Origin of the sequence: Streptomyces sp. ID05-39B (genome assembly GCF_033794725.1) — a bacterium.
Lineage (GTDB): Bacteria > Actinomycetota > Actinomycetes > Streptomycetales > Streptomycetaceae > Streptomyces > Streptomyces bobili.
The window spans coordinates 1-22,497 of sequence record NZ_JARGEF010000074.1 but is presented as its reverse complement, the minus strand read 5'-3'; the positions used below and the strand labels follow the sequence as shown (position 1 = coordinate 22,497).

The 22,497-nt window shown below is 72.1% G+C and carries 20 protein-coding genes and 1 pseudogene; 9 read left to right on the top strand and 12 right to left on the bottom strand.

Features of this window, described 5'->3' with window-relative positions; genetic code table 11:
* Positions 1–25: 25 nt before the first annotated feature.
* Together P1P75_RS18225 and P1P75_RS18220 are read right to left on the bottom strand one after the other, a co-directional pair.
* Positions 26–496: a nitroreductase family deazaflavin-dependent oxidoreductase gene (locus P1P75_RS18225; protein WP_319256529.1), complete on the bottom strand. Its 471-nt coding sequence runs from the start codon at positions 494–496 to the stop codon at positions 26–28.
* A gap of 308 nt (positions 497–804) precedes the next feature.
* Positions 805–1,890, bottom strand: a complete 1,086-nt coding sequence (locus P1P75_RS18220; protein ID WP_319256527.1) for a GNAT family N-acetyltransferase — start codon at positions 1,888–1,890, stop codon at positions 805–807.
* A gap of 174 nt (positions 1,891–2,064) precedes the next feature.
* Between P1P75_RS18220 and P1P75_RS18215 the strand changes: the two are divergent.
* Positions 2,065–2,190, top strand: a pseudogene (locus P1P75_RS18215) (CGNR zinc finger domain-containing protein); the annotation flags it as partial.
* A gap of 38 nt (positions 2,191–2,228) precedes the next feature.
* Here P1P75_RS18215 and P1P75_RS18210 read toward each other — a convergent pair.
* Together P1P75_RS18210 and P1P75_RS18205 are read right to left on the bottom strand one after the other, a co-directional pair.
* On the bottom strand, positions 2,229–2,408 hold the full coding sequence (locus P1P75_RS18210) for a hypothetical protein (RefSeq protein WP_319256525.1): 180 nt from the start codon (positions 2,406–2,408) through the stop codon (positions 2,229–2,231).
* 152 nt (positions 2,409–2,560) lie between these two features.
* A complete protein-coding gene (locus P1P75_RS18205; RefSeq protein WP_319256523.1) occupies positions 2,561–3,130 on the bottom strand; it encodes a TetR/AcrR family transcriptional regulator in 570 nt (189 codons plus the stop codon).
* A 280-nt stretch (positions 3,131–3,410) separates the two neighbouring features.
* Here P1P75_RS18205 and P1P75_RS18200 point away from each other — a divergent pair, with 280 nt between their 5' ends.
* The 3 genes from P1P75_RS18200 to P1P75_RS18190 all read left to right on the top strand — a co-directional run bounded on the left by P1P75_RS18200 (position 3,411) and on the right by P1P75_RS18190 (position 6,369).
* Positions 3,411–4,862 carry a family 43 glycosylhydrolase gene (locus P1P75_RS18200; RefSeq protein ID WP_319256521.1) on the top strand — a complete coding sequence of 484 codons (1,452 nt, stop codon included), beginning with the start codon at positions 3,411–3,413 and terminating at the stop codon, positions 4,860–4,862.
* A gap of 153 nt (positions 4,863–5,015) precedes the next feature.
* Positions 5,016–5,795: a polysaccharide deacetylase family protein gene (locus P1P75_RS18195; protein WP_319256543.1), complete on the top strand. Its 780-nt coding sequence runs from the start codon at positions 5,016–5,018 to the stop codon at positions 5,793–5,795.
* Positions 5,796–5,928: 133 nt separating this feature from the next.
* Positions 5,929–6,369 (top strand): SRPBCC family protein, encoded by a 441-nt coding sequence (locus tag P1P75_RS18190; RefSeq protein WP_319256519.1) that lies wholly within the window; start codon positions 5,929–5,931, stop codon positions 6,367–6,369.
* A 167-nt stretch (positions 6,370–6,536) separates the two neighbouring features.
* Here P1P75_RS18190 and P1P75_RS18185 read toward each other — a convergent pair whose 3' ends face one another.
* From P1P75_RS18185 to P1P75_RS18165, 5 genes are all read right to left on the bottom strand, one after another.
* The gene (locus P1P75_RS18185; protein WP_319256517.1) at positions 6,537–7,688 is read right to left on the bottom strand and encodes an XdhC/CoxI family protein; all 1,152 of its coding nucleotides are present in this window, start codon (positions 7,686–7,688) and stop codon (positions 6,537–6,539) included.
* A gap of 103 nt (positions 7,689–7,791) precedes the next feature.
* Entirely contained in the window at positions 7,792–9,249 is a 1,458-nt protein-coding gene (locus tag P1P75_RS18180) for an NCS2 family permease (RefSeq protein ID WP_319256515.1), read from the bottom strand.
* 215 nt (positions 9,250–9,464) lie between these two features.
* On the bottom strand, positions 9,465–11,864 hold the full coding sequence (locus P1P75_RS18175; RefSeq protein ID WP_319256541.1) for a molybdopterin cofactor-binding domain-containing protein: 2,400 nt from the start codon (positions 11,862–11,864) through the stop codon (positions 9,465–9,467).
* Between the two features lie 35 nt (positions 11,865–11,899).
* Positions 11,900–12,529, bottom strand: a complete 630-nt coding sequence (locus tag P1P75_RS18170; RefSeq protein ID WP_319256513.1) for a (2Fe-2S)-binding protein — start codon at positions 12,527–12,529, stop codon at positions 11,900–11,902.
* Positions 12,529–13,419, bottom strand: a complete 891-nt coding sequence (locus tag P1P75_RS18165; protein ID WP_319256512.1) for a xanthine dehydrogenase family protein subunit M — start codon at positions 13,417–13,419, stop codon at positions 12,529–12,531. The genes P1P75_RS18170 and P1P75_RS18165 overlap by 1 nt, the downstream gene beginning before the upstream one ends.
* 366 nt (positions 13,420–13,785) lie before the next feature.
* On the opposite strand from P1P75_RS18165, the gene P1P75_RS18160 reads away from it, so the two are divergent.
* Positions 13,786–15,468, top strand: coding sequence for a PucR family transcriptional regulator ligand-binding domain-containing protein (locus P1P75_RS18160; protein ID WP_319256510.1), 1,683 nt, complete (start codon positions 13,786–13,788; stop codon positions 15,466–15,468).
* A 312-nt stretch (positions 15,469–15,780) separates the two neighbouring features.
* On the top strand, positions 15,781–16,557 hold the full coding sequence (locus P1P75_RS18155) for a hypothetical protein (RefSeq protein ID WP_319256508.1): 777 nt from the start codon (positions 15,781–15,783) through the stop codon (positions 16,555–16,557).
* 217 nt (positions 16,558–16,774) lie between these two features.
* Here the strand turns inward: P1P75_RS18155 and P1P75_RS18150 are convergent, their stop codons facing one another.
* Positions 16,775–17,608: a GntR family transcriptional regulator gene (locus P1P75_RS18150; protein WP_319256506.1), complete on the bottom strand. Its 834-nt coding sequence runs from the start codon at positions 17,606–17,608 to the stop codon at positions 16,775–16,777.
* Positions 17,609–17,765: 157 nt separating this feature from the next.
* On the opposite strand from P1P75_RS18150, the gene P1P75_RS18145 reads away from it, so the two are divergent.
* Both P1P75_RS18145 and P1P75_RS18140 read left to right on the top strand, forming a co-directional pair.
* On the top strand, positions 17,766–18,614 hold the full coding sequence (locus tag P1P75_RS18145; protein ID WP_319256504.1) for a (2Fe-2S)-binding protein: 849 nt from the start codon (positions 17,766–17,768) through the stop codon (positions 18,612–18,614).
* Between the two features lie 303 nt (positions 18,615–18,917).
* Positions 18,918–19,961 carry a DUF2637 domain-containing protein gene (locus tag P1P75_RS18140; protein ID WP_086767517.1) on the top strand — a complete coding sequence of 348 codons (1,044 nt, stop codon included), beginning with the start codon at positions 18,918–18,920 and terminating at the stop codon, positions 19,959–19,961.
* A gap of 131 nt (positions 19,962–20,092) precedes the next feature.
* Here P1P75_RS18140 and P1P75_RS18135 read toward each other — a convergent pair whose 3' ends face one another.
* On the bottom strand, positions 20,093–20,548 hold the full coding sequence (locus P1P75_RS18135) for an ATP-binding protein (protein ID WP_319256502.1): 456 nt from the start codon (positions 20,546–20,548) through the stop codon (positions 20,093–20,095).
* A 396-nt stretch (positions 20,549–20,944) separates the two neighbouring features.
* On the bottom strand, positions 20,945–21,556 hold the full coding sequence (locus P1P75_RS18130) for a hypothetical protein (protein WP_319256500.1): 612 nt from the start codon (positions 21,554–21,556) through the stop codon (positions 20,945–20,947).
* 183 nt (positions 21,557–21,739) lie between these two features.
* On the opposite strand from P1P75_RS18130, the gene P1P75_RS18125 reads away from it, so the two are divergent.
* The coding region (locus P1P75_RS18125) for a helix-turn-helix transcriptional regulator (protein WP_319256498.1) at positions 21,740–22,497 on the top strand (758 nt) is incomplete at its 3' end.

The following is a 22,497-nucleotide window of genomic DNA, read 5'->3' as shown; positions in this document are numbered from 1 at the left end:
GCCGGCCGTACTGGGCCGTAGGCGATCACGGCTCGACGGGCTCCAGGATGACCACCGGAATCTCCCGGTCGGTCTGCTTCTGGTAGCTCTTGTACTGGGGAAAGAGCCCCGTCATCAGCTTCCAGAGATCCGGCTTCTCCTCGGCGGTCGCCGTGCGGGCCCGCATCTGCAGATGTTCCTCACCGATCTGGACGTGGGCCTGGGGTGAGGCGACGAGGTTGAGGTACCACAAGGGGTGCTCGGGTTTTCCCCCGTTCGATCCGACGACGATGATGTTGCCGCCGTCCCGGCCGTAGATCACCGCGGTGCGGCGGAGCCGGCCCGATCTCCGGCCGCGGGTGGTCAGGAGCAGCGTGTCGAGCCCGTACCACTTCTGCCCCTCCTTCCCGCCGCTGCGGTCGTAACGGCGGATGTGCGCCGCCACCCACCCCGTGGGACTGTCCAGGGGCGCCTCGTCCTGCTGTTCCGTCCGCTGCGGCTGGTCCTTCTCCGGCATGACCCCTCCTGAGCTAATCAAATTTGGCTAGTGACACCCTAGCCACGTCTGATCGAGCAGCGCAATCACGCGCGGTCACGCCCGTCGGTACGCCCGTCGGCCCCCGAAGGCCATGACCGGCGCGGCGACCGCGGACCGGGGCACGGTGAAACGGGGTTCGCAGACCGTGTCCGCGTTCGGCATCGCCCGGTGCAGCCGCTGCACCTGCGGACCCGTCCCGGACGGCCGGCAGAACACCGCCTGCCCGGCGCCCGCCACGCGTGCCGGGCGCCGGGGCGGGGACCCGGCGGGGAGCCGGGGCGCGGCGGTCAGCGCCCGCGTGCCGTGCCCACCGCGTGCAGCGTGCGCAGTGCCACCTGTTTCAGGGCGGGATGGTCGCGGACCAGTCGGTGTGCGGCGCGTACGGGTTCACGGCGGAGCCAGTGCAGAGCGGCTCCCGGACCGGTCGTGCGCAGCGCTCCCTCGTGGACCAGGAGGTCACCGGTCTTGAAGGAGTTCTTGTACGCCGCCTCACCCCGGCCGAAGTCGAAGAGGCGGACGCCGGACGCGGCGGCTGCCTCGATCATGCGCAGGTAGAGGACGCGGCCGGGCGAGTAGGTGGCGAGGGTGCGGTCGTAGGAGGGGAACCAGCAGGAGAAGACGGTGCGGGAGCGCAGACCGAAGTGGGCGGCGACGGGCCGGTCGGCGGCGTAGAGCACCGACAGGACACCGGAGCAGTGCGGTGCGGTGGTGCCTGCCAGGAGGTCGACGAGCCGGGTGATCCAGGGCTGGGCGAAGGGGTCGCGGCGGCCGGTGCGCCGGTAGTGGGCGGACTTCCAGGCGATGAGGGCGCGCAGGGCGGCGGGGTCGCGTTCGTCGTGGACGAAACGCAGCGGGCCGAGGTGGCGGGCCATCCGGCGTTCCTGCGCCCTGGCCGTCTTGAGGAAGCCGCGCGCGTGCTCGCGCAGATGCCGCTCGTACCGTTCGAAGCCGTCGGTGAGGTCGACGACGGGTGAGGCGAACTGCCCGGTGGCGTACGGCAGAAACAGTTCCTGACCGCTTTCGAGATGGTTGAACTCCCAGGCGTTGAGGGAGCAGGCGCGCATCAGGTACTGCGCCTCCAGGTGGACGTCGGGCTGGAGTACGGCGCCCTGGCAGTCGGAGACGCCGAGCCCGACCGCCCGGCCGTAGCCCCAGCGTCCGCGCTGGTGGGGGAAGTAGCCGACGGGCCGGCTCCCCCGCCGCAGGACGGCCACCCGGGTGTCGGGGCGGACCCGGCCGACGGCCTGGGTGAACTCGGCGCTCATGAAGGGGTTCGCGACGGTCGCGGTCGTGGCGCGCAGGTCGTTCCACCTCGCGAGGTCCGCGGGTGCCAGGTCGCCGGGGTGGGCGAGGTCGATGCGCGGTGTGGTCATGCGGACTCCTGGTGTCGCGGGGAGCGGGCGGCGGCACAGCCGACAAAAGCCGTTGCCGACCCGTCCCTTTCGGCCCGTCCATGATCCGCGACAGGCCTGAGCACCGTTTCCGGAACGGGAAGATTGCCGCATATGAACGTTCAGCCGAAGACTCGCGAGTTCGGGTGAACGGTGGAGTGCGGCGATCCCGAGTGCACCCGCGTCCACCTCGACCGGTCCCGTGGGGCCCGCCGTCAGTGGTGCGGCATGGAGTCGTGCGGAAACCGGGTGAAAGCGGCTGCCCACCGCGCCCGCAAGAGGGGACGCGGCAGATCACCGCCGGGTGAGGGCTCCCGGGCTCAGAAGGCGCCCATGCGGACGAGCCACTCGTCGTCGTTGAAGTTGTTGCGCGCCGGGTCGACGGCGCTCGCCGGCTTCTCCTCGACCATCTCCGCCGGGGTGATCCGCTCCGGCAGCGCGCCGAACCGGGCACGACGGGCCGCCTCGGCGGTGTCCGGGGCTCTGTCTTCGTGCGCCATCTCATCCTCCGGGGTTCGGACGTGCACTGCGGACCGGTCGGCCACCAGGGCCCCGCGAACACCGAGGATACCGGGCACGGTCACGCGCGTCACCGGTCACAACGGTGACGCCCCGGCCGACGCCGGCGCACCTCGCGTCGGCACTTACCGGCTCACCGCACACCCGCGGCGTCCAGCAGCGTGGTCACCGTCGGCAGGATCAGCTCGGCGAGGTCGTCGGCCCCGATGCCGGCGCGGGCGCTCGCTCCGTCGAAGACGAGGGTCAACTGACGGGCCAGCAGGGCGGGATCCGTCGCGCCGCCCCTTTCGGCCTCGGCCCGGAAGAAGTCCGTCAGCCCGTCCTTGACCCGCCGGGCGACCCGGCTGGCGGGGTGTTCGGCGTCCTTGAGTTCGACCTGGACGGCGAGGAAGGGACACCCGTGGTAGCCGGGCAGGCCCGCCTGTTCCCGCACCCGCTCGAAGACGTGGAGGATGTGCTCGCGCGCCGTCCGCCCGTCCCCGGCGGCGGGAAGCAGCAGGTCGGTGTAGGCCGCGGCACGCCGGTCCAGGCTCGCGGCCAGCAGCTCGTCCTTGCTCTCGAAGAGCTGGTACATCGAGCGCTTGGACACCCCGGCCGCCTTGCAGAGTGCCTCGACGCCGATCCCGACGCCTTCGCTGTAGGCGAGGGCCGCGGCGGCCTCCAGCAGCCGGTCCCGGGAGGTGGGCTTCGTGTCGGTGCTCATGGGGAGAGGCTAACCCTGTCGCCACCGGCGCCGGCTCCGCCGGTTCGCCCGGCTTCGACAACCGCTTGCCGAAACCATTGACGGGGCCAGGTCCGCGTCCTATCTTCTGGCCGAAGTTACGAACTGTGTTCGAAATGACGGACAAGGGAGGTCCGGTATGCCTCGGACGCTTCGTCGGCGTACCCGCGCGCTGACCGCGCGCCGCACCTCCCCGCCGGCCGGCCCTCTCACGCCTCTCCCCGAGAACAGCGTCGTCCCCCTGCGATCCCGGAGCACCCCCTTGAGACGCAATGCCCTACGTCTGATCACGGCCGTGCTGATGGCCGTGGCGGCCACCTGCTTCGCCGGTCCCGCCGGCACCGCACAGGCCGCCGTGCCCGACTCCCCCGCCGTGACCTACACCAACCCGATCGCGGAGAAGCGCGCCGACCCGCACATCTTCAAGCACACGGACGGTTACTACTACTTCACCGCCTCGGTCCCCGAGTACGACCGCATCGTGCTGCGGCGGGCGACGACCATCCAGGGCCTGTCGACGGCCCCCGAGACCACGATCTGGACCAAGCACGCCAGCGGGGCCATGGGCGCCCACATCTGGGCACCGGAGATCCACTTCATCGACGGCAAGTGGTACGTCTACTTCGCGGCCGGCGCCACCAATGACATCTGGGCGATCCGGATGTACGTCCTGGAGGGCACCGGCAGCAACCCGCTCACCGCCACCTGGGCCGAGAAGGGGCAGATCAAGACCACCTGGGAGAGCTTCTCCCTGGACGCCACCACGTTCGTCGTGAACGGCGAGCGCTACCTCTCCTGGGCGCAGCGCAACCCGGCCGAGCAGAACAACACCAGCCTGTTCATCGCGAAGATGGCCAACCCCTGGACGATCACCGGCACTCCGGCGGAGATCTCGCAGCCCACCCTGTCCTGGGAGACCGTCGGCTTCAAGGTCAACGAGGGACCGGCCGTCATCCAGCGCGGCGGCAAGGTCTTCATGAGCTACTCGGCGAGCGCGACCGACGCCAACTACTGCCTCGGTCTGCTGACCGCCTCCGCGACCGCCGACCTCACCAACCCGGCGTCCTGGTCGAAGGGTTCGCAGCCGGTCTTCAGGTCCAGCGCCGCGACCTCGCAGTACGGGCCCGGCCACAACTCGTTCACCGTCTCCGAGGACGGCAAGTCCGACGTCCTCGTCTACCACGACCGCAGCTACAAGGACATCACCGGCGACCCGCTGAACGACCCCAACCGCCGCACCCGCGTGCAGAAGCTGTACTGGAAGGCCGACGGCACCCCCGACTTCGGCATCCCGGTCGCCGACGGGGTGACCCCGCAGCGCTTCTCCTCGTACAACCTCGCGGACCGCTTCATCCGGCACTGGGAGTACCGCGCCCGCGTCGAGGCGAACGTGAGCCCGCTCGCGGACTCGCAGTTCCGGGTCGTGCCCGGCCTCGCCGGCAGCGGCACGGTGTCGCTGGAGTCCGCCAACTTCCCCGGCTACTACCTGCGGCACAAGAACTTCGAGGCGTGGGTGGAGAAGAACGACGGCACCGCGCAGTTCGCGGCCGACGCCACGTTCAGCCGGCGGGCGGGCCTCTCCGACGCGGCGGGGGTGTCCTACGAGTCGTACAACTACGCGGGCCGCTACCTCCGGCACTACGAACACCTGCTGTACATACAGGTGCCGAGCACGGCGACGGACCGCGCGGACGCGACGTACTACACCCAGTGAGGCACCCTCTCTGACCCCACGGGATCCACCGCGTGCGCCCGGACGGCACCTCCGTCCGGGCGCACACCTTTTCGCGCGTGAACCGGAAATAATCCCAGGTCACCCGCTATACTCTCTGTGTATAGTCCCGACATGCCTTCTCCGACCAAGAAGATGAAGAAAACGGGGATCCCGTTCCGCGCGGCCCGCACCGGTGTCGCCGCCGTCTGCCTGGCCCTGGCTCTCCCGCTGGCTCTGACGGGCTGCGCGGGGCTCGACGCCACCGCGCCGAGCGCGGTCCGTGCCGAGCCCCGGTCCACCGCGCAGGCGGCCCGCTTCGGCACCGTCGACTGCCGTGAGGCGAAGTGCGTCGCCCTCACCTTCGACGCGGGCCCGAGCGAGAACTCCGCCCGCCTGCTGGACATCCTGAAGGAGAGACAGGTCCCGGCGACCTTCTTCCTCCTCGGCAGGAACCACATCGAGAAGTACCCGCAGCTCGTCGCCCGCATGGCCGACGAGGGCCATGAGGTCGCCAGCCACACCTGGGACCACCGGATCCTCACCGAGCTGGAACCGGGGGAGATACGCGAGGAACTGGAGCGCCCCAACCGGGAGATAGAGCGGCTCACCGGCCGCCGGCCCACCCTGATGCGCCCGCCCCAGGGCCGTACCGACGACACCGTGCACGAGGTCTGCCGGGAGCTGGGCCTCGCCGAGGTGCTGTGGACCGTGACCGCCAAGGACTACACGACGCAGGACTCCGCGCTGATCCGGCGTCGCGTCCTCGACCGGGCCGAGCGGGACGGCATCATCCTGCTGCACGACATCTACGCCGGGACCGTGCCCGCGGTGCCCGGAATCATCGACGCGCTCAAAGAACGCGGTTACGTCTTCGTAACCGTGCCCCAACTCCTCGCGCCGGGGCGGGCGGAGCCCGGGAAGGTGTACCGCTGACCGGTTCGCAGACGTTGCGGAAACGCTTTCTGTACGCCTGCGGTACGTCCGCGCTGCCCTCCAGCACTGCGCCAACGGTGTGAGTCGCCGGGGAACCCGCCGCCCGGCGCACCGGACTCCCTACGATCGCCTCGTGGTCACCTTCGAGTTCGCACGCACGGCACCGCTCCCCCTCGACGAGGCCTGGCGCCGCCTCACCGGGTGGACCCGGCACGCGGACGTGGTCCCGCTGACCCGCGTCACCGTGGTCACTCCCGGGCCGAACCGGGAGGGCACCGTGTTCGTGGCCCGGACCGGGATCGGGCCGTTCGCCTTCGACGACCGCATGGAGGTCACCGTCTGGTGCCCGCCGGAGGACGGCGGAGCGGGCCTGTGCCGGCTGGAGAAGCGGGGGCGCTCGGTCCGGGGCTGGGCCGAGATCGAGGTCCGTCCCGGGCCCGGCGGCCGGACCCGGGTCATCTGGCGCGAGGAACTCCGCCCACGCCTCGTACCGCCCTTCCTCGATCCGCTCCTGCGCCCCCTCGTCCGGGCGGTGTTCGGCCGGGCGGCCAACCGGCTGCTGCGCCGTCCCTGACGCCGGCGTGCGGGCGGCGCGGGCATCGTAGGCGAGCTGCCGCGCTTCGTGCGGCTGAGCTGGTCGGGCGACCCGCACCACGCGTTCGCCCGGCCGGACCAGCCGGGGGTCCGCCGGAAACCGTCCAGACACCGGTTACCGCGCGGGCTCGGGCGGCGGGTCCCTGCTCAGGCGACCGAGCCGAGCCTCCCGGCCGGCGCCGACGCCGGATCGTGATGGATCGGGGTGTGCGCGCCGGTCAGCGCGACGCCACTGCCGCCCCGCCGGTTCGCGACGATCTCCGCGGCGATGGACAGGGCGGTCTCCTCGGGCGTACGGGCGCCCAGGTCGAGGCCGATGGGTGACCGCAGCCGGGCCAGCTCCAGTTCGGTGACGCCGACCTCGCGGAGCCGTGCGTTGCGGTCCAGGTGGGTGCGGCGCGAGCCCATGGCGCCGACGTAGGCGACCGGAAGCCGCAGGGCGAGCCGGAGCAACGGGACGTCGAACTTGGCGTCGTGGGTCAGGACGCACAGCACCGTCCGCGCGTCCACCTCCGTGCGCTCCAGGTACCGGTGCGGCCAGTCGACGACGATCTCGTCGGCCTCGGGGAAGCGGTTACGCGTGGCGAACACCGGGCGGGCGTCGCACACCGTGACGCGGTAGCCGAGGAACCTGCCGATCCGCACCAGCGCCGAGGCGAAGTCGATCGCGCCGAAGACGATCATCCGGGGCGGCGGCACCGAGGCCTCGACGAGGACGGTGAGCGGGGCCCCGCACCGGGAGCCCTGTTCGCCGATCTCCAGGGTGCCGGTGCGGCCCGTGTCGAGGAAGGCGGCGGCCTCTGCGGCCACCGTACGGTCCAGTTCCGGATGGGCGCCGAAGCCGCCGTCGCAGGTGCCGTCGGGCCCTACGAGCAGTGCGCGGCCCAGGAGTTCGGCCGGGCCGCCGACGACGCGGGCCAGCGCCGCCGGCGTACCGGCGGCCGCGGCCCGCAGACCGGCCGTGACGACCGGGCGGACGGGGTCGCCGGCCCGCACCGGGGTGACGAGGATGTCGATGACGCCGCCGCAGGTCAGGCCGACGGTGAAGGCGTCGTCGTCGCTGTAGCCGAAGCGTTCGAGGACCGGCTCCCCGTCGGCGAGGGCCCCTCGGCACAGGTCGTACACCGCGCCCTCCACACAGCCGCCGGAGACCGAGCCGATCGCCGTGCCGTCGGCGTCCACCGCGAGGGCGGCGCCGGGCAGGCGGGGCGCGCTGCCGCCGACGGCCACCACGGTGGCGACGGCGAAGTCACGGCCCTGCTCGACCCACCGGTTCAGCTCTTCGGCGATGTCCAGCATGTCTCGGTCTCCTGACTGCGGTCGTGCGGAGGGCGGTTGCGGGTAGGGATGCGGTTGTGGTTGCGACTTGCGGTTGCGGTTGCGGTTGCGGTTGCGGTTGCGGCTAGTGGACGCCGAGCCAGCTCTCGATGGGGTTGAGGGCGAAGTACACCAGGAAGATCACCGTCAGCCCCCACATGAAGGCGCCGATCTCCCTGGCCTTGCCCTGGGCGGTCTTGATGGCGACGTAGGAGATGACGCCGGCCGCGACGCCCGCGGTGATCGAGTAGGTGAACGGCATGATGACGACGGTGAGGAAGACCGGGACGGCGGTGGCCCGGTCGGACCAGTCCACATGGCGGGCGTTCATCATCATCATGGCGCCGATGACCACCAGGGCCGCGGCGGCGACCTCGCCCGGCACGATCGCCGTCAGCGGGGTGAAGAAGAGGCAGGCAGCGAAGAACAGGCCGGTGACGACCGAGGAGAGGCCGGTCCTGGCGCCCTCGCCGACGCCGGTCGCCGATTCGACGAACACGGTCTGGCCGGAGGCGCCGGCGACGCCGCCGATCGCGCCGCCCGCTCCGTCGACGAACAGCGCCTTGGACAGGCCCGGCATCCGGCCCTGGTCGTCGGCGAGTTTCGCCTCGGTGCCGACGCCGATGATGGTGGCCATCGCGTCGAAGAACCCGGCGAGCACGAGCGTGAACACGATCATGCCGACGGTCATCGCGCCGACCTCGCCCCAGCCGCCGAACTCGACGTGGCCGAGGAGCGAGAAGTCGGGCATCGAGACGGCGCTGCCGTGCAGTTCGGGGGCGCCGCTCGCCCACTGCTCCGGGTCGATGACGTCCAGGGCGTTGAGCAGGACGGCGAGTACGGTGCCGCCGACGATGCCGATCAGGATGGCGCCGGGGATGCCGCGTGCCTGGAGCATGAAGATGGCGAGGAGGGTGACGGCGAACAGGAGCACCGGCCAGCCGGCCAGTTCGCCCGCCGGGCCGAGCGAGACGGGGGTCGCCTCGCCCTGGTGGACGAAGCCGGCCTTGTAGAAGCCGATCAGGGCGACGAACAGGCCGATGCCCATGGTGATCGCGTGCTTGAGGGCGAGCGGGATCGCGTTCATGATCATCTCGCGAAGGCCGGTGACGACCAGCAGCATGATGACCACGCCGTAGATCACGCACATGCCCATCGCCTGGGGCCAGGTCATCTGCGGGGCGACCTGGGAGGCGAGGACTCCGGAGACGGAGAGGCCGGCGGCGAGCGCGAGGGGCACCTTGCCGGCGAAGCCCATCAGCAGGGTGCTGAGGGCGGCGGCGAACGCGGTCGCGGTGATCAGGGCCTGCTGGCCGAGGGTGGCCCCCGACACGTCCTTGCCGGACAGGATCAGGGGGTTGAGCAGGAGGATGTACGCCATCGCCATGAAGGTGGTGACGCCGCCGCGCACTTCACGCGTGAGCGTCGATCCTCGCTGGGACATGTGGAAGTACCGGTCGAGCCAGGACCTGCCGGCCGGGACGCGGGTTCCCTCGCCCGCGTCTTCGGCTGTGGTCCTGGGCTCCAGGGACTGCTGGGTCATGGTGCCGTCTCCCAAGGTTCACAGGGACACCCGCTGTTGCCGTCGGCGGTCGCGGGATTTGGGATGTGCACGACCCGGGGGACGGCCCAGGACGAACAGTTGGGGACCCGGGGCGCGAACTCGGCGCGCCCCGGGCGGACTCAGCCCGACCGGCAAGGGGGGCGGCGTCGCGGGGCTCCTTCTCCCACCCCCATGTGCCGGTCGGGCTTACCGGTTCAGTCCGTGGAAGGGGCTGTTCCGGTGAGGTGTTCGGGCCGGACCGGTGTCCTGTTCAGCTCCAGTCCGGTGGCGTCGCGGATCGCCGCGAGCACCGCCGGGGTCGAGGACAGGGTCGGTGCCTCACCGACGCCGCGCAGCCCGTACGGGGCGTGGTCGTCGGCGAGTTCGAGGACGTCGACCGGGATGGTCGGCGTGTCGAGGATGGTCGGGATCAGGTAGTCCGTGAAGGACGGGTTGCGCACCTTCGCGGTCTTCGGGTCGACGATGATCTCCTCCATCACCGCGATGCCCAGCCCCTGGACGGTGCCGCCCTGGATCTGGCCGAGCACCGACAGCGGGTTGAGGGCCTTGCCGACGTCCTGGGCGCAGGCCAGTTCGACGACCTTGACCATGCCCAGTTCGGTGTCGACCTCGACGACCGCGCGGTGGGCGGCGAAGGAGTACTGCACATGGCCGAAGCCCTGGCCGGTGCGCAGGTCGAAGGGTTCGGTGGGCCGGTGGCGCCACTCCGCCTCGACCTCCACGGCCTCGTCGCCGAGGACGTCCACCAGGTCGGCGAGCACCTCACCGCCGTCGGTGACGACCTTGCCGCCCTCCAGCAGCAGTTCGGCGGTGGCCCAGGCCGGGTGGTAGGAGCCGAACCTGCGGCGCCCGATGTCCAGCACCTTCTCCCGGACCAGCTCGCAGGAGTTCTTCACGGCGCCGCCGGTGACGTACGTCTGCCGCGAGGCCGAGGTCGAACCGGCGCTGCCCACCTCCGTGTTGGCCGGATGAATGGTGATCTGGGCGACGCCCAGCTCGGTGCGGGCGATCTGCGCGTGCACGGTGACCCCGCCCTGACCGACCTCCGCCATCGCGGTGTGCACGGTGGCCACCGGCTCACCGCCGACGACCTCCATCCGCACGCGGGCGGTCGAGTAGTCGTCGAAGCCCTCGGAGAAGCCGACGTTCTTGATGCCGACCGCGTAACCGATTCCCCGCACGACGCCTTCACCGTGCGTGGTGTTGGACAGACCGCCGGGCAGCTGCCGTACGTCCGCGCCCTCGCTGGACTCCCACTGGCGCTCGGGCGGCAGGGGCATCGCCTTGACGCGGCGCAGGAGTTCGGCGACCGGGGCCGGGGAGTCCACGCTCTGGCCGGTCGGCAGGACCGAGCCCTGTTCCATGGCGTTGCGCCGACGGAACTCCACCGGGTCCAGGCCCAGTTCCTTCGCCACCTTGTCCATCTGCGCCTCGTAGGCGAAGCACGCCTGGACCGCGCCGAAGCCGCGCATCGCGCCGCAGGGCGGGTTGTTGGTGTAGAGGGCGAGGGCCTCGACCTCCACGTCGTCGACCACGTACGGGCCGACGCCGAGGGAGGCCGCGTTGCCGACGACGGCCGGGGAGGCGGAGGCGTACGCGCCGCCGTCGAGGACGATGCGGCACTTCACGTGGGTGAGCTTGCCGTCCTTGGTCGCGCCGTGCTCGTAGTACAGGCGGGCCGGGTGTCGGTGGACGTGGCCGAAGAAGGACTCGAAACGGTTGTAGACGATTTTGACGGGTTTTCCGGTGCGCAGTGCCAGCAGGCAGGCGTGGATCTGCATGGACAGGTCCTCGCGTCCGCCGAAGGCGCCGCCGACGCCGGCCAGCGTCATGCGGACCTTGTCCTCGGGCAGTCCGAGGACGGGCGCGATCTGACGCAGGTCGGAGTGCAGCCACTGGGTGGCGATGTAGAGGTGGACGCCACCGTCCTCCTCGGGCACGGCGAGGCCGGACTCGGGGCCGAGGAAGGCCTGGTCCTGCATGCCGAAGTAGTACTCGCCCCTGACCACGACGTCGGCCTTCGCGGCGGCCCTGGTGGCGTCGCCGCGGACGATCGGCTGGCGGTGGACGATGTTGGGGTGCGCGACGTGGCCGATGTGGTGGTCGTCGCGGCCCTCGTGGACGTGGATCGCGTCGGGGGCGGTCGCGGACGCCTCGTCGGTGATGACGGGCAGTTCGCGGTACTCGACCTTGATCTTGGCGGCGGCCCGGCGGGCGGTCTCCGGGTGGTCGGCCGCGACGATCGCGACCGGTTCGCCGTGGTGGCGGACCTTGCCGTGGGCGAGGACGGGGGTGTCCTGGATCTCCAGGCCGTAGTTGCGCACCTGCGTCGGCAGGTCGTCGTAGGTCATGACGGCGTACACGCCCGGCAGCGCGAGGGCCTCGGCGGTGTCGATGGAGACGATCTCGGCGTGCGCGACCGTGGAGCGCAGGATCTGTCCCCAGAGCATGTCCTCGTGCCACATGTCGGAGGAGTACGCGAACTCGCCGGTGACCTTGAGGATGCCGTCCGGGCGGAGCGTGGACTCGCCGATGCCGCCCCTGGTCCCCGAACCCTGGGTGATCTTGGTGGGGACGCCGTTGGGGGAGGACATCGTGGTGCGGGAGGACGTGGAGGATGCAGACACCGTCAGACCGCCTCTCCCTGCCGGGCGGCCGCCAGGCGGACCGCGTCCATGATCTTCTCGTAACCGGTGCAGCGGCACAGGTTGCCCGAGAGCGCCTCGCGGATGTCCGCGTCGGTCGGGTCCGGGTTGCGTTCCAGCATCTCGTCGGCTGCGACCAGGAGTCCGGGGGTGCAGAAGCCGCACTGGACGGCGCCGGCGTCGATGAACGCCTGCTGGACCGGGGAGAGTTCGGCGCCCTCGCCGGTGTGGGAGTCCTGCGGCCTCGCCGCCCAGGCCTTGGCCTCGTCGAGGGAGACGCCCCGCGGTGCGCTGTCCGCGGTGGCGTCCGCGTGGCCGGAGCAGTCGCCGGTACCCGTCCCGGTCCCCGTCCCGCAGGAGCGCTGCCTGGCGAAGTCCGCGAGCCCCTCGACGGTGACGACCTCGCGGCCCTCGGCCTGGCCTGCGGCGACCAGGCAGGAGCAGACCGGCACGCCGTCGAGACGGACGGTGCAGGAACCGCATTCACCCTGTTCGCAGGCGTTCTTGGAGCCGGGCAGGCCGAGCCGCTCGCGGAGCACGTACAGCAGGGACTCGCCCTCCCACACGTCGTCGGCCTCCTGCGGGCGTCCGTTGACGGTGAAGTTGACGCGCATCACGCAGCTCCCTCGGTGGTGCGGCGGGCGCCGCGGTACGACTCCCAGGTCCAGGTCAGGGTCCGGCGGGCCATGACGCCGACGGCGTGGCGGCGGTAGCTCGCGGTGCCGCGGACGTCGTCGATGGGGTTGCAGGCTGCGGCGCACAGGTCGGCGAACTGCTGGGCGACCGACGGGGTGATGATCTTCCCGTTGTCCCAGAAACCGCCTTCGTCGAGCGCGGCGTTGAGGAACTCCTCCGCGGTCCTGGCCCGGACGGGGGTCGGCGCGGCCGAGCCGATGCCGGTGCGGACGGTACGGGTCTCGGGGTGCAGGGCCAGTCCGAAGGCGCACACCGCGATCACCATGGCATTGCGGGTGCCGACCTTGGAGTACTGCTGGGGGCCGTCGGCCTTCTTGATGTGGACGGCGCGGATCAGCTCGTCGGCGGCGAGCGCGTTGCGCTTCACGCCGGTGTAGAAGTCGTCGATGGGGATGCGGCGGGAGCCGCGCACCGACTCGGCCTCGACCTCGGCGCCGGCCGCGAGGAGGGCGGGGTGGGCGTCACCGGCCGGGGAGGCGGTGCCGAGGTTGCCGCCGACGCCGCCGCGGTTGCGGATCTGCGGGGAGGCCACCGTGTGCGAGGCGAGGGCCAGGCCGGGCAGTTCGGAGCGCAGGTTCTCCATGATCTGGGTGTAGGGGACGGAGGCACCGAGCCGCACGGAGTCCTCGCCGGCCTCCCATTCGTACAGGTCGCCGATCCGGCCCAGGTCGAGGAGGTACTCGGGCCGCCGGTGATCGAAGTTGATCTCGACCATCACATCGGTGCCACCCGCAATCGGCACAGCGGTGGGGTGCTCGGCCTTCGCGGCGAGCGCCTCCTGCCAGCTGGCGGGGCGAAGGAAGTCCATGACCGGCTCTCTTCTTGGTCTGGTGAGTCGTTCGGTTCGAGCCAGATCGGGTGCGGCGGTCCCGGCTCGTTCATGTGCTGTTCACGCGGATCGTCGTCAGTACACCGCGCCGTACTCCGCCCGGGTCAGTCACCGAAACCATGAAGGAGTTGGCTGGTCGGGGCAGTCATCTTGTAGATTCGTATGAACGGAGGCCATCGGTAACCTCCCAGTTCTCCCGTGGAAACACGGGAAACGACCCGGCAATCTGAGACGCCGCTCGTGAGGGTGGGCATGAGGGCCGGGAGCCCGTCGCCGGGGCCCGCTCGCCCCGCGACCCCTCACCCTTCATCGTAGATTTCCGGACAAAGAACGGCGGCGACGAGAATGCGGCTGCGCGCACTGCTGGACACCGACGCGCTGGGCCTGCGGCTGCTCGGCGGCCAGGAGGAACTGGACCGCACGGTACGCGGGGTCATGACCACCGACCTGCGGGACCCCAGCCGCTACCTCTCCGGCGGTGAGCTGGTCCTCACGGGGCTGGCCTGGCGCCGGGACGCCGCGGACTCCGAGTCTTTCGTACGGCTCCTGGTGCAGGCCGGGGTGGCCGCGCTCGCCGCCGGTGAGGCCGAGCTGGGTGACGTGCCCGAGGATCTGGTCGTGGCCTGCGCCCGGCACCGGCTGCCGCTGTTCGCGGTGAACGAGTCGGTGGCGTTCGCGACGATCACCGAACACGTCGTACGGCAGGTGTCCGGGGAGCGTGCCGGGGACCTCGCGGCGGTCGTCGACCGGCACCGCCGGATGATGACCTCGGGCCCGGCGGGCGGCGGCCCGGACGTGGTCCTGGACCTGCTCGGCTCCGACCTGGACCTGCGGGCGTGGGTGCTGTCCCCCGCGGGCCGGCTCGTCGCCGGCCCGAAGACGGCGGGACCAGTGCTCGCGGCGGACGTGTGCGCGAAGCTGGCGGCCGAGCACCTGGCGGCCGTCCGCACCGGCCGGCGGGGTCCGCACCGGGTGATCCTCGGCGGTGCGACGTACTCCCTGTTCCCGATCCGCAGCAGCGGGCGCGCCGCGCAGGCCGCCCATGCCGCGCGGGACGTGCGCGAGACCGTCCTGTCGGACTGGCTGCTCGCCGTCGAGGCGGACGCCGGGGACTGGGCGGAGGAACGGCTCGACCTGCTCCAGGGCGTCACCCAGCTCATCTCGGTCGAACGGGACCGGCGGGACGCGGCGCGCACGGTGCGCAGACGGCTCGCCCAGGAGATCCTCGAACTCGTCCAGACGGGCGCGGCGCCCGCCGAGATCGCGGCCCGGCTGCGGGTCGCGGCGCCGGTGCTGCTCCCGGGGCTCGGGGCCGCGCCGTACTGGCAGGTGGTCGTGGCACGCGTCGAGTGGGACGGCGGGGAGATCCAGGGCGGCCCGGTGACCCAGTCGCTCCTGGAGGAGATCCTGGTCGACCCGCGGGCCACCGGGCCCGAGCCCTCCGACCGGATCGCCGTCGCCCACACCGGGGACGAGGCCATCGCCCTCGTCCCGCTCCCGGCGGTCTCCGGCGAGCACGACGGCTCCGAGTCCGGCATCCTCGCCGACGCCCTCCTGGCCTCCGTACAGGAACCGCTTGCCGCGGGTCTCGACGGGGACGGCCGGGTCACGCTCGGCGTCAGCGCGGCGGTGCACTCGGCCGAGGGGCTGCGGGGCGCCCTGGAGGAGGCCCGGCACGCCCGCCGGGTGGCGGCGGCCCGTCCGGGCCGGGTGTGCGCGGCGGGCCACCAGGAGCTGGCCTCGCACGTCCTGCTACTGCCGTTCGTCCCCGACGACGTGCGCCGGGCCTTCACCGCGCGCCTCCTGGACCCGCTGCGCGAGTACGACCGCCGGCACCGCGCCGAGCTGATCCCGACGCTGGAGGCGTTCCTGGACTGCGACGGTTCCTGGACCCGCTGCGCGTCCCGGCTCCACCTGCACGTCAACACGCTGCGCTACCGCGTCGGCCGCATCGAGCAGTTGACGGGCCGTGACCTCTCGCGGCTCGAGGACAAGCTGGACTTCTTCCTGGCACTGCGGATGAGCTGAAACTCGTGGGGCACCGGAGTCCCCCGACTTTGTGAAAAGCTTCACCCGCCCCCTTGGCCCGGCGCCGTGATCCGTGTTGAGATGCGGCCATCACTCATAGCTCAACGGTGTGCTGGGCCTGTCCTTCGGATCAGGTCGGTGGTGAGGGGCGGTTCCTTGTCACGCCGGTGAGCGGGGCTGGGTGCGCGCAGCCGCAAGGCGGAGGAGGGCGTCGACGGGAAGCGTCGGCAACCGACGACAACGCCGCAGAGGTGCGTGCCCGGCCCCGCGACCTCGAGCTGCTCCGAAGGACAGGACCCTGGGGAGGGCAACGTGGCGTATTCCGCCATGTCTGGCAATGGAAGTTCCGCTGGTGACGATCCCCTCCAGACAGCGGTGTGGCGGCTGCGCTCGCGGGCCTGCTGGGCCGACGCGGCGGCGCTGCTGCCGCCGGACAGCGCGGCGGGGGCCGTCCAGCGGGCCGCGCTCTTCGTGGAACGGTGTCTCTACACCGAGCAGGGCTGGCAGGAGGCGGAGGACGCGCTGCGGACGGCGGAAGCGCTGGCCCACACCGACGAGGAGCGGGGCGCCGCCGCTTGTGAACGGGGGCACTTGGCGTACACGGCGACGGTGCACGGGGTGCGTGACCGGGCCGACGAGGCGCGGGCCGCGCTCGGCCGGGCGGCCGCGCTGATCCCCGCGGACGCGGCGGGGCGGCCCCTGCTCGACTTCCGGCGCGGGCTGCTCGCGGAGAACCTGACCCGTTCCCCGCAGTCGGCGCGCGCGGCCTACCGGCGCGCGCACGCGGCCGCCGCGGCCCGCTCCGACGCGCTGCTGCTCTCCTTCACCTGGCGTCATCTCGCGGGCCTCGCCCTGCGGGACGGCGACACGGCCGAGGCCCGTCATGGTTTCGCCGAATCCCTGCGTATCCGGGAGGAGTTGGGCTACCTGGTGGGTACGGCTCCGGCCCTGGTGTCCCTGGCGGACGCGGAGAGCGAGCCGGAGGCGTCCCGCCTGCGCGAGGAGGCACGGCGGCTGTTCCGTCTCCTGGGCGGCGTACCGACCTGGCTGGCACGGCAGTTGGTGGCACCGCCGGCGGCCACGGCGTAGGGGCTCGGGAGGGCGACCGGACCGGCCGGCGACCTCGTGCGGGACGCGGGCCGAGGCGGGCAACTACCGTTCCGCGAGGGGTCGTTCGGCCCCTTCGGTCCCGTCCGGTCGGTCCGTCCGGTCGGTCCAATCGGTCCGGTCCGGTCGGTCCGGTCCGGTCCGGTCGGTCCGGTCCGGTCGGTCCGGTCCGGTCCGGTCGGTCCGGTTTCCCGTCCCGTCAGCGCGGGCCCGCGCAATGCTCCCGCACGAGCGCCTGCACCACGTCCGCGTCCCTCGCCCCCAGGGCCTCCAGCAGCGTCAGGTGCTGCGCCGCGTCCGCCATCAGGTCGGCCCGACCGTGCGACACGGGGCCGCCCACGAGCGGCCACTGGGACCGGCGGTGCAGATCCTCGGCCACGGAGACCAGCTGGTCGTTGCCGCACAGGGTGAGCACGGCGCGGTGGAAGACGCGGTCGGACTCGGCGTACGTGGCGCGGCAGCCGGAGGCCGCGGCCCGGACGGTCGCCTCGGCGACGGGGCGCAGTTCCGTCCAGCGTTCGGCGGGGACGGTGCGGGCGAGCCGCAGCATCACGGGGACCTCGATCAAGGCCCGCACCTCGGCCAGTTCGGTCAGTTCGCGCGTGCCGCGCACGATCACCCGGAACCCCCGGTTGGGCACGACCTCGACGGCGCCTTCCAGGGCCAGCTGCTGCATCGCCTCGCGGACCGGGGTCGCGGAGACGCCGAAGCGCTCGCCGAGGGCGGGCGCCGAGTACACCTCGCCGGGTGTGAGCTCACCGGTGACGAGCGCGGTGCGCAGGGCGTCGAGGATCTGGCCGCGGACGGAGGACCGCTGGACGACGGGCCGGGGGCGCGGGAAGGGGGTCTCGCTGTGGGTGTGCTCGCCGCGTACGGCTGCGGCACCGCTGTCCGGGCCGGAGATCCGACCGCCGGCGGCGGGGGCGGACATCCCGCGGTCCGGGTCCCGCCCCGCGGCGCGCGGCTGCGCGGGCACCCGCGGCCCGGCGCCGGGGATGCCCGTGCCGGCAAAGCCCTGCGCGCTCCGCTCCACGGGTCCTCCTCCGGACGTATCGGTACTTGGCGTCATTACGGCTGGTTGTTACTCGCCCGTCAAGCACCTTAGGCGTACTCGCCGTCAGTTCAAATCCCGGACATGTTCGGTAAGGTAAGGCTTACCTAGCCCTCCCTGCTGGATCGGTGGTTCCGGTATGCCTCTACGCCCGTCGGCCATGGCGGACGCGTACGCCCGCCTCGCCGAGGTCTACCCGGGCCTCACCGTCAGGGAACTGGGGCACGGCGAGCCGGCCCCGCGCGACGGCGGCTGGGTGTCGGCCGCCGCGCTCGCGGAGGGCGGCGCGGACCTGGACGCCTTCCTGGCCTGGGACGACGCCCAGGTGGTGCGCGACTACGGGCAGCCGGCCCGGCCGGATGTCGTGGCGAGCTTCGGACTGCACCGGTACGCCTGGCCCGCCTGCCTGCTGATCACCGTCCCGTGGTTCCTGCACCGCCGGGTCCCCCGCCTGCCGGTGAGCCACGTCTCCTACGACCGCACCGGTGGCGGGATGCGGATGGCCGTCCGTGTGCCCGAGTCGTTCGCCTGCCTGCCGGGCGACCCGGCGGCGGCCCTGCCCGGCGCCCGGGTGGTCCCCGACGAGGAGGCGCTGCGCGCGCAGGTGCGCGCAGCCGTCGCCGAGCACCACGAGCCGGTGCTGGCCGGCTTCGGCCCGCGCACCCGGCGGCGTGGCCGCGCCCTGTGGGGCATGGTCACGGACGAGATCGTCGAGGGCCTCTGGTACGTCGCCGAGCTGCTCGGCGACGGCGAGGGCGACCGCGCCCGGCACGAACTGGAGCTGCTGCTGCCGGGCGCGACCCGGCCGTACGTCGGCTCCGCGGCCTTCCGGGATCTGACCGGTCCGGACGGGGAGCCGCTGCCCACCCGGGACCGGGCGAGCTGCTGCATGTTCTACACGGTGCGCCCCGAGGACGCCTGCGCCACCTGCCCGCGCACCTGCGACGCGGACCGGGTCGTCAAACTCCTCGCGCCTTCCGCGAGTTGAGGCACCCTCAGGTCTGTCCGGCGCCCCGGATCCCGTAAGATCACCCGAACGAGACCGGCCGCACTCATCACGGTTGTTTCACAACTTCCTCACCCGCCACGGGAACTTTCCGTGGAACCACCCGTACGGGTAGTCTTAATCGAACTCAACTCCCGCCCCTCAAGCGCCAGTTCGAGCAGATCGTCGCCCTGGGCATCCCCTTGCACCTCCTTGGCGGCCTCTTGCCCCGAAACCCCCTGAGGGACGGCGGGATTGGGCCACTATGGCGGGCGTTACGCCCTATCCCAATGCAAGGGACCCCAGATGAGACTGACCGACATATCGCTGAACTGGCTGCTTCCGGGCGCCGTGCTGCTCCTGGGCATGCTGGCGGCGGTGGCGGTGCTCGCGCGCGGAAAGCGCTCCTCAGGGGACGCGAGCGACGACTCGTGGGAGCGCACCGAAGAGCGCCGCAGGCGCAAGGAGGCCATATACGGCACCGCCTCCTACGTCCTGCTGTTCTGCTGCGCGGCGGTCGCCGCCGCGCTCTCCTTCCACGGACTGGTCGGCTTCGGCCGGCAGAACCTGAACCTGACCGGCGGCTGGGAGTACCTCGTGCCGTTCGGCCTCGACGGGGCGGCGATGTTCTGCTCCGTGCTCGCCGTGCGCGAGGCCAGCCACGGTGACGCGGCCCTGGGCTCCCGGATACTCGTATGGACGTTCGCGGGCGCCGCGGCCTGGTTCAACTGGGTCCACGCACCGCGCGGTCTCGGCCACGACGGCGCCCCGCAGTTCTTCTCCGGCATGTCCCTGTCGGCGGCCGTCCTGTTCGACCGCGCCCTGAAGCAGACCCGCCGGGCCGCACTGCGCGAGCAGGGCCTGGTGCCGCGTCCGCTGCCCCAGATCCGGGTCGTGCGCTGGCTGCGGGCCCCCCGCGAGACGTACAGGGCCTGGTCGCTGATGCTCCTGGAAAACGTGCGCAGCCTGGACGAGGCCGTCGACGAGGTGCGCGAGGACAAGCGGCAGAAGGAGACGGCGCGTCTGCGCCGTCGCGAGCAGGACCGTGTGGAGCGCGCCCAGCTCAAGGCGATCAGCCGCGGACACCGCGGGTTCCCCGGCCGTGGCGGCCGGCAGCTGGAGGCCCAGGCCTCCTTGGAGCGGGCCACGGAACGCGTTCCCGCGGAGCCTGCCATAGCGGCGAGCGCGCCGGAACAACTGCCCGTGCGTTCGCGGCCCTCCCTCCAGCCCGTCCGTCAGAGCACTGACCCGATCACCGTCGACCTCACGGCGGAGGACGACACCATGGCCCTGCCGCGTCTGGACTCCCTGGAGCGCAAGCTCAAGGACCTGGAGCAGCAGTTCGGCTGACCGGCCGTCACCAGCGGTCACGGGAAGGGGGCGCGACCACATCGGTCGCGCCCCCTTCCCGTTGGCCCGCGGTTCGGTTTGCCCCGCGGTTCGGTTTGCCCCGCAGTCCCGTTGCCGGCCCGGTCCGCCCCTCACGCCAACTCGGCGCCCAGTTCGAACCAGACCGCCTTCCCGATCCCGTGCGGCCGTACGCCCCACGCGTCGGCGAGGGACTGCACCAGGACCAGGCCCCGGCCGTGCGTGCCGTCGCCGGTGTCCGGCCTGCGCGGCTGCGGACGGCAGGCCACGAAATCCCGTACCTCCACCCGCAGTCCGTCCGGACCGACGGTCGCCGTCAGCACCGCGTCCTGATCGGTGTGGACGAGCGCGTTGGTGACGAGTTCGCTGGTGAGCAGTTCGGCGGTCTCCGACTGCCCCGGCCTGCCCCAGTGCCGCAGCAGTTCGCGCAGCGCCCGGCGCGTCTCGGGTACGGCCCTCAGGTCGGCTCGCCCGAGTCTTCGCCGAAGCTGGGACGTACGCCCCCGCTCGCCACCGCCGTCCGCCGTGTCCTTCACTGCCTGCGTCCCCGCCGAGGTGTTCGCGATCATGGTCGAACCGCTGCCTCGTGCCTGCCTCTTCATGACCCCCGCCCGCGTGCCGATGTCGGTTCCCCTCCTGCTCGAACACGTTCACGGGATGCTTGCCCTGTCGGGCGGCGGGCCAGTCATGTCCGATCGCCGACGACCAGGTGTTCGGCCATGTCCTGGCGGGCTCCAGGACCGCCCCGTCGAAGGGCGGCGCGGTGGCGGCGCTGCCCGGCCCCGGCACGGGGCGCGCAAAGTTGGCCGGAATCAGCTCTACTCGGCGCGCTCGATCCGTGGACCCGTGTCCTGCGCGCGGTGGGCCGTACGGCCGTCGGCGTACTCATGGGCGTGGGGCCACCGGCCCTCCCGACCCCCGTGGCGGGAGGGCCCGTGGCCCCGTCTCTTCAGTTGGCGAAGCGGTCAGCGGAGCTTGTTGACGGCCGTGGTCGTCGTCTTCTTGAAGGCCTTCACCGGCGCGTCTCCGAAGTCCCCCAGCCGGCCCCACTGGACAAGGGTCACGGTCCGGCCGTCACGGCCGACGGACAGCAGGTGGACGTCGGTGGCGCCCCAGGAGGTCTCGGTGTGCAGGCCGTGCACGTGGGCCCCCTCCTCGACCGCGATGCTGCCGTAGTCCTTCACGGCGGCCTCGGTCTCGGGATCGTTCTGCTCGATCTGCGTGGCGCAGGTGCGCATCTCCTTGTTCAAGCGGGTCTGGAGCGCCTTCGCCTTCGACGCGCTGCCGACGACGACCGTGACCTGTACGGCGCCGGTGTCGAGGTCGGTGCGGAACTCCCGGTGGCGGGCGTCGTAGCCGGGCAGCGCGTCCGTCACGCAGCTGAGCAACGAGTCCGGTACGCCGTTCCTGACCCGGTCGGCCGTCCAGGACGAGGACGGGTGCGGCGGAAGGTCCTTGGCGGCGAGGAATCCCGGCGCCTTCGGGGCCGCGCCGGCCGGTACGGCGAGTACGGTGCCGAGGGCGAGGCCCGCGACGGTGAGTGCGGTGAGTGCTGCCGTTCGCATGCGGTCGGGCATGGGTGTCCCCCGTGGGTGAGTGCTGTCGGACGCGTGGTGAGCGCCGCCGGGAGTTCCGGATGGCCGGCCCGGCTCCGCTCGGCGGCGACAGCACCAGCATCGGCGCTCGCCGAGGTCCGGGGCAAGATCCGGCACCCGGCCGGCGGGCATGGAACCATCCCAGCCCATCTGACGTGCAGGTATATGAGTGCCTGGGATGGCACCCGGGCCGAGCGCAGCGACGGCGAGTCAGGAGGAGCGGTGTCGACCGGTGACGGCGGGGACGAGGTCGCGGAGTTAGCAGCACTGCTGACGGAGCTGAAGGAGCGCACGGACCGGAGCTACGGCTCCCTCGCGCGCCGCCTCGGCATGAACACCTCCACGCTGCACCGCTACTGCGCCGCCGAGGCCGTACCGCAGGACTTCGCCCCCGTGGAACGGCTCGCGGAATTCAGCGGGGCGACACCGGAGGAACGACTCGAACTGCACCGCCGGTGGCTGCGGGCCGTGGCGGTCCGCCGGGCGGTACGCCCTCGCACGGCCACAACGGCGGAAACGGACACGGCGGAAGCGGACACGGCGGAAACCGAGTCAGCGGAGCCGGAAGCGACGGCTGCGGATGCCGAGCCCGCCGATGCGACCGAGGCCCCGGGAGCGGAGAGCGCCGCGACGCAGGCGGCGGAAGCGGAGGCCGGCGGGGACGTCGGGGACGTCGGGTTGGCCGGCGGGACCGCCCGGCCCTGGTACCGGCGTCGGCGGACCGTGCTGCTCGCCGCCGTCACCTGCGCGCTGCTCGCGACGCTCGGCACCCTGTCCGCGCTCCCGGCCGGCCGCTCCTCGTCGGCCACCTCTCCCCCGCCGTCGTCCTCGGCGGACACCTCCGGCTCCGCACCCGGCCGTACGACGGCCCCGGCGGCCCCGCGTCCCTCGCCGACGGCCTCCCCGAACCGCTCCCTCTCCCC

What these genes read in the sequence shown, in the direction of transcription:
- P1P75_RS18225 (WP_319256529.1), bottom strand. Translation starts at nt 496, where the DNA reads ATGCCGGAGAAGGACCAGCCGCAGCGGACGGAACAGCAGGACGAGGCG.
- P1P75_RS18220 (WP_319256527.1), bottom strand. Translation starts at nt 1,890, where the DNA reads ATGACCACACCGCGCATCGACCTCGCCCACCCCGGCGACCTGGCACCC.
- P1P75_RS18210 (WP_319256525.1), bottom strand. Translation starts at nt 2,408, where the DNA reads ATGGCGCACGAAGACAGAGCCCCGGACACCGCCGAGGCGGCCCGTCGT.
- P1P75_RS18205 (WP_319256523.1), bottom strand. Translation starts at nt 3,130, where the DNA reads ATGAGCACCGACACGAAGCCCACCTCCCGGGACCGGCTGCTGGAGGCC.
- P1P75_RS18195 (WP_319256543.1), top strand. Translation starts at nt 5,016, where the DNA reads ATGAAGAAAACGGGGATCCCGTTCCGCGCGGCCCGCACCGGTGTCGCC.
- P1P75_RS18185 (WP_319256517.1), bottom strand. Translation starts at nt 7,688, where the DNA reads ATGCTGGACATCGCCGAAGAGCTGAACCGGTGGGTCGAGCAGGGCCGT.
- P1P75_RS18180 (WP_319256515.1), bottom strand. Translation starts at nt 9,249, where the DNA reads ATGACCCAGCAGTCCCTGGAGCCCAGGACCACAGCCGAAGACGCGGGC.
- P1P75_RS18175 (WP_319256541.1), bottom strand. Translation starts at nt 11,864, where the DNA reads ATGTCCTCCCCCAACGGCGTCCCCACCAAGATCACCCAGGGTTCGGGG.
- P1P75_RS18170 (WP_319256513.1), bottom strand. Translation starts at nt 12,529, where the DNA reads ATGCGCGTCAACTTCACCGTCAACGGACGCCCGCAGGAGGCCGACGAC.
- P1P75_RS18165 (WP_319256512.1), bottom strand. Translation starts at nt 13,419, where the DNA reads ATGGACTTCCTTCGCCCCGCCAGCTGGCAGGAGGCGCTCGCCGCGAAG.
- P1P75_RS18160 (WP_319256510.1), top strand. Translation starts at nt 13,786, where the DNA reads ATGCGGCTGCGCGCACTGCTGGACACCGACGCGCTGGGCCTGCGGCTG.
- P1P75_RS18145 (WP_319256504.1), top strand. Translation starts at nt 17,766, where the DNA reads ATGCCTCTACGCCCGTCGGCCATGGCGGACGCGTACGCCCGCCTCGCC.
- P1P75_RS18140 (WP_086767517.1), top strand. Translation starts at nt 18,918, where the DNA reads ATGAGACTGACCGACATATCGCTGAACTGGCTGCTTCCGGGCGCCGTG.
- P1P75_RS18135 (WP_319256502.1), bottom strand. Translation starts at nt 20,548, where the DNA reads ATGATCGCGAACACCTCGGCGGGGACGCAGGCAGTGAAGGACACGGCG.
- P1P75_RS18130 (WP_319256500.1), bottom strand. Translation starts at nt 21,556, where the DNA reads ATGCCCGACCGCATGCGAACGGCAGCACTCACCGCACTCACCGTCGCG.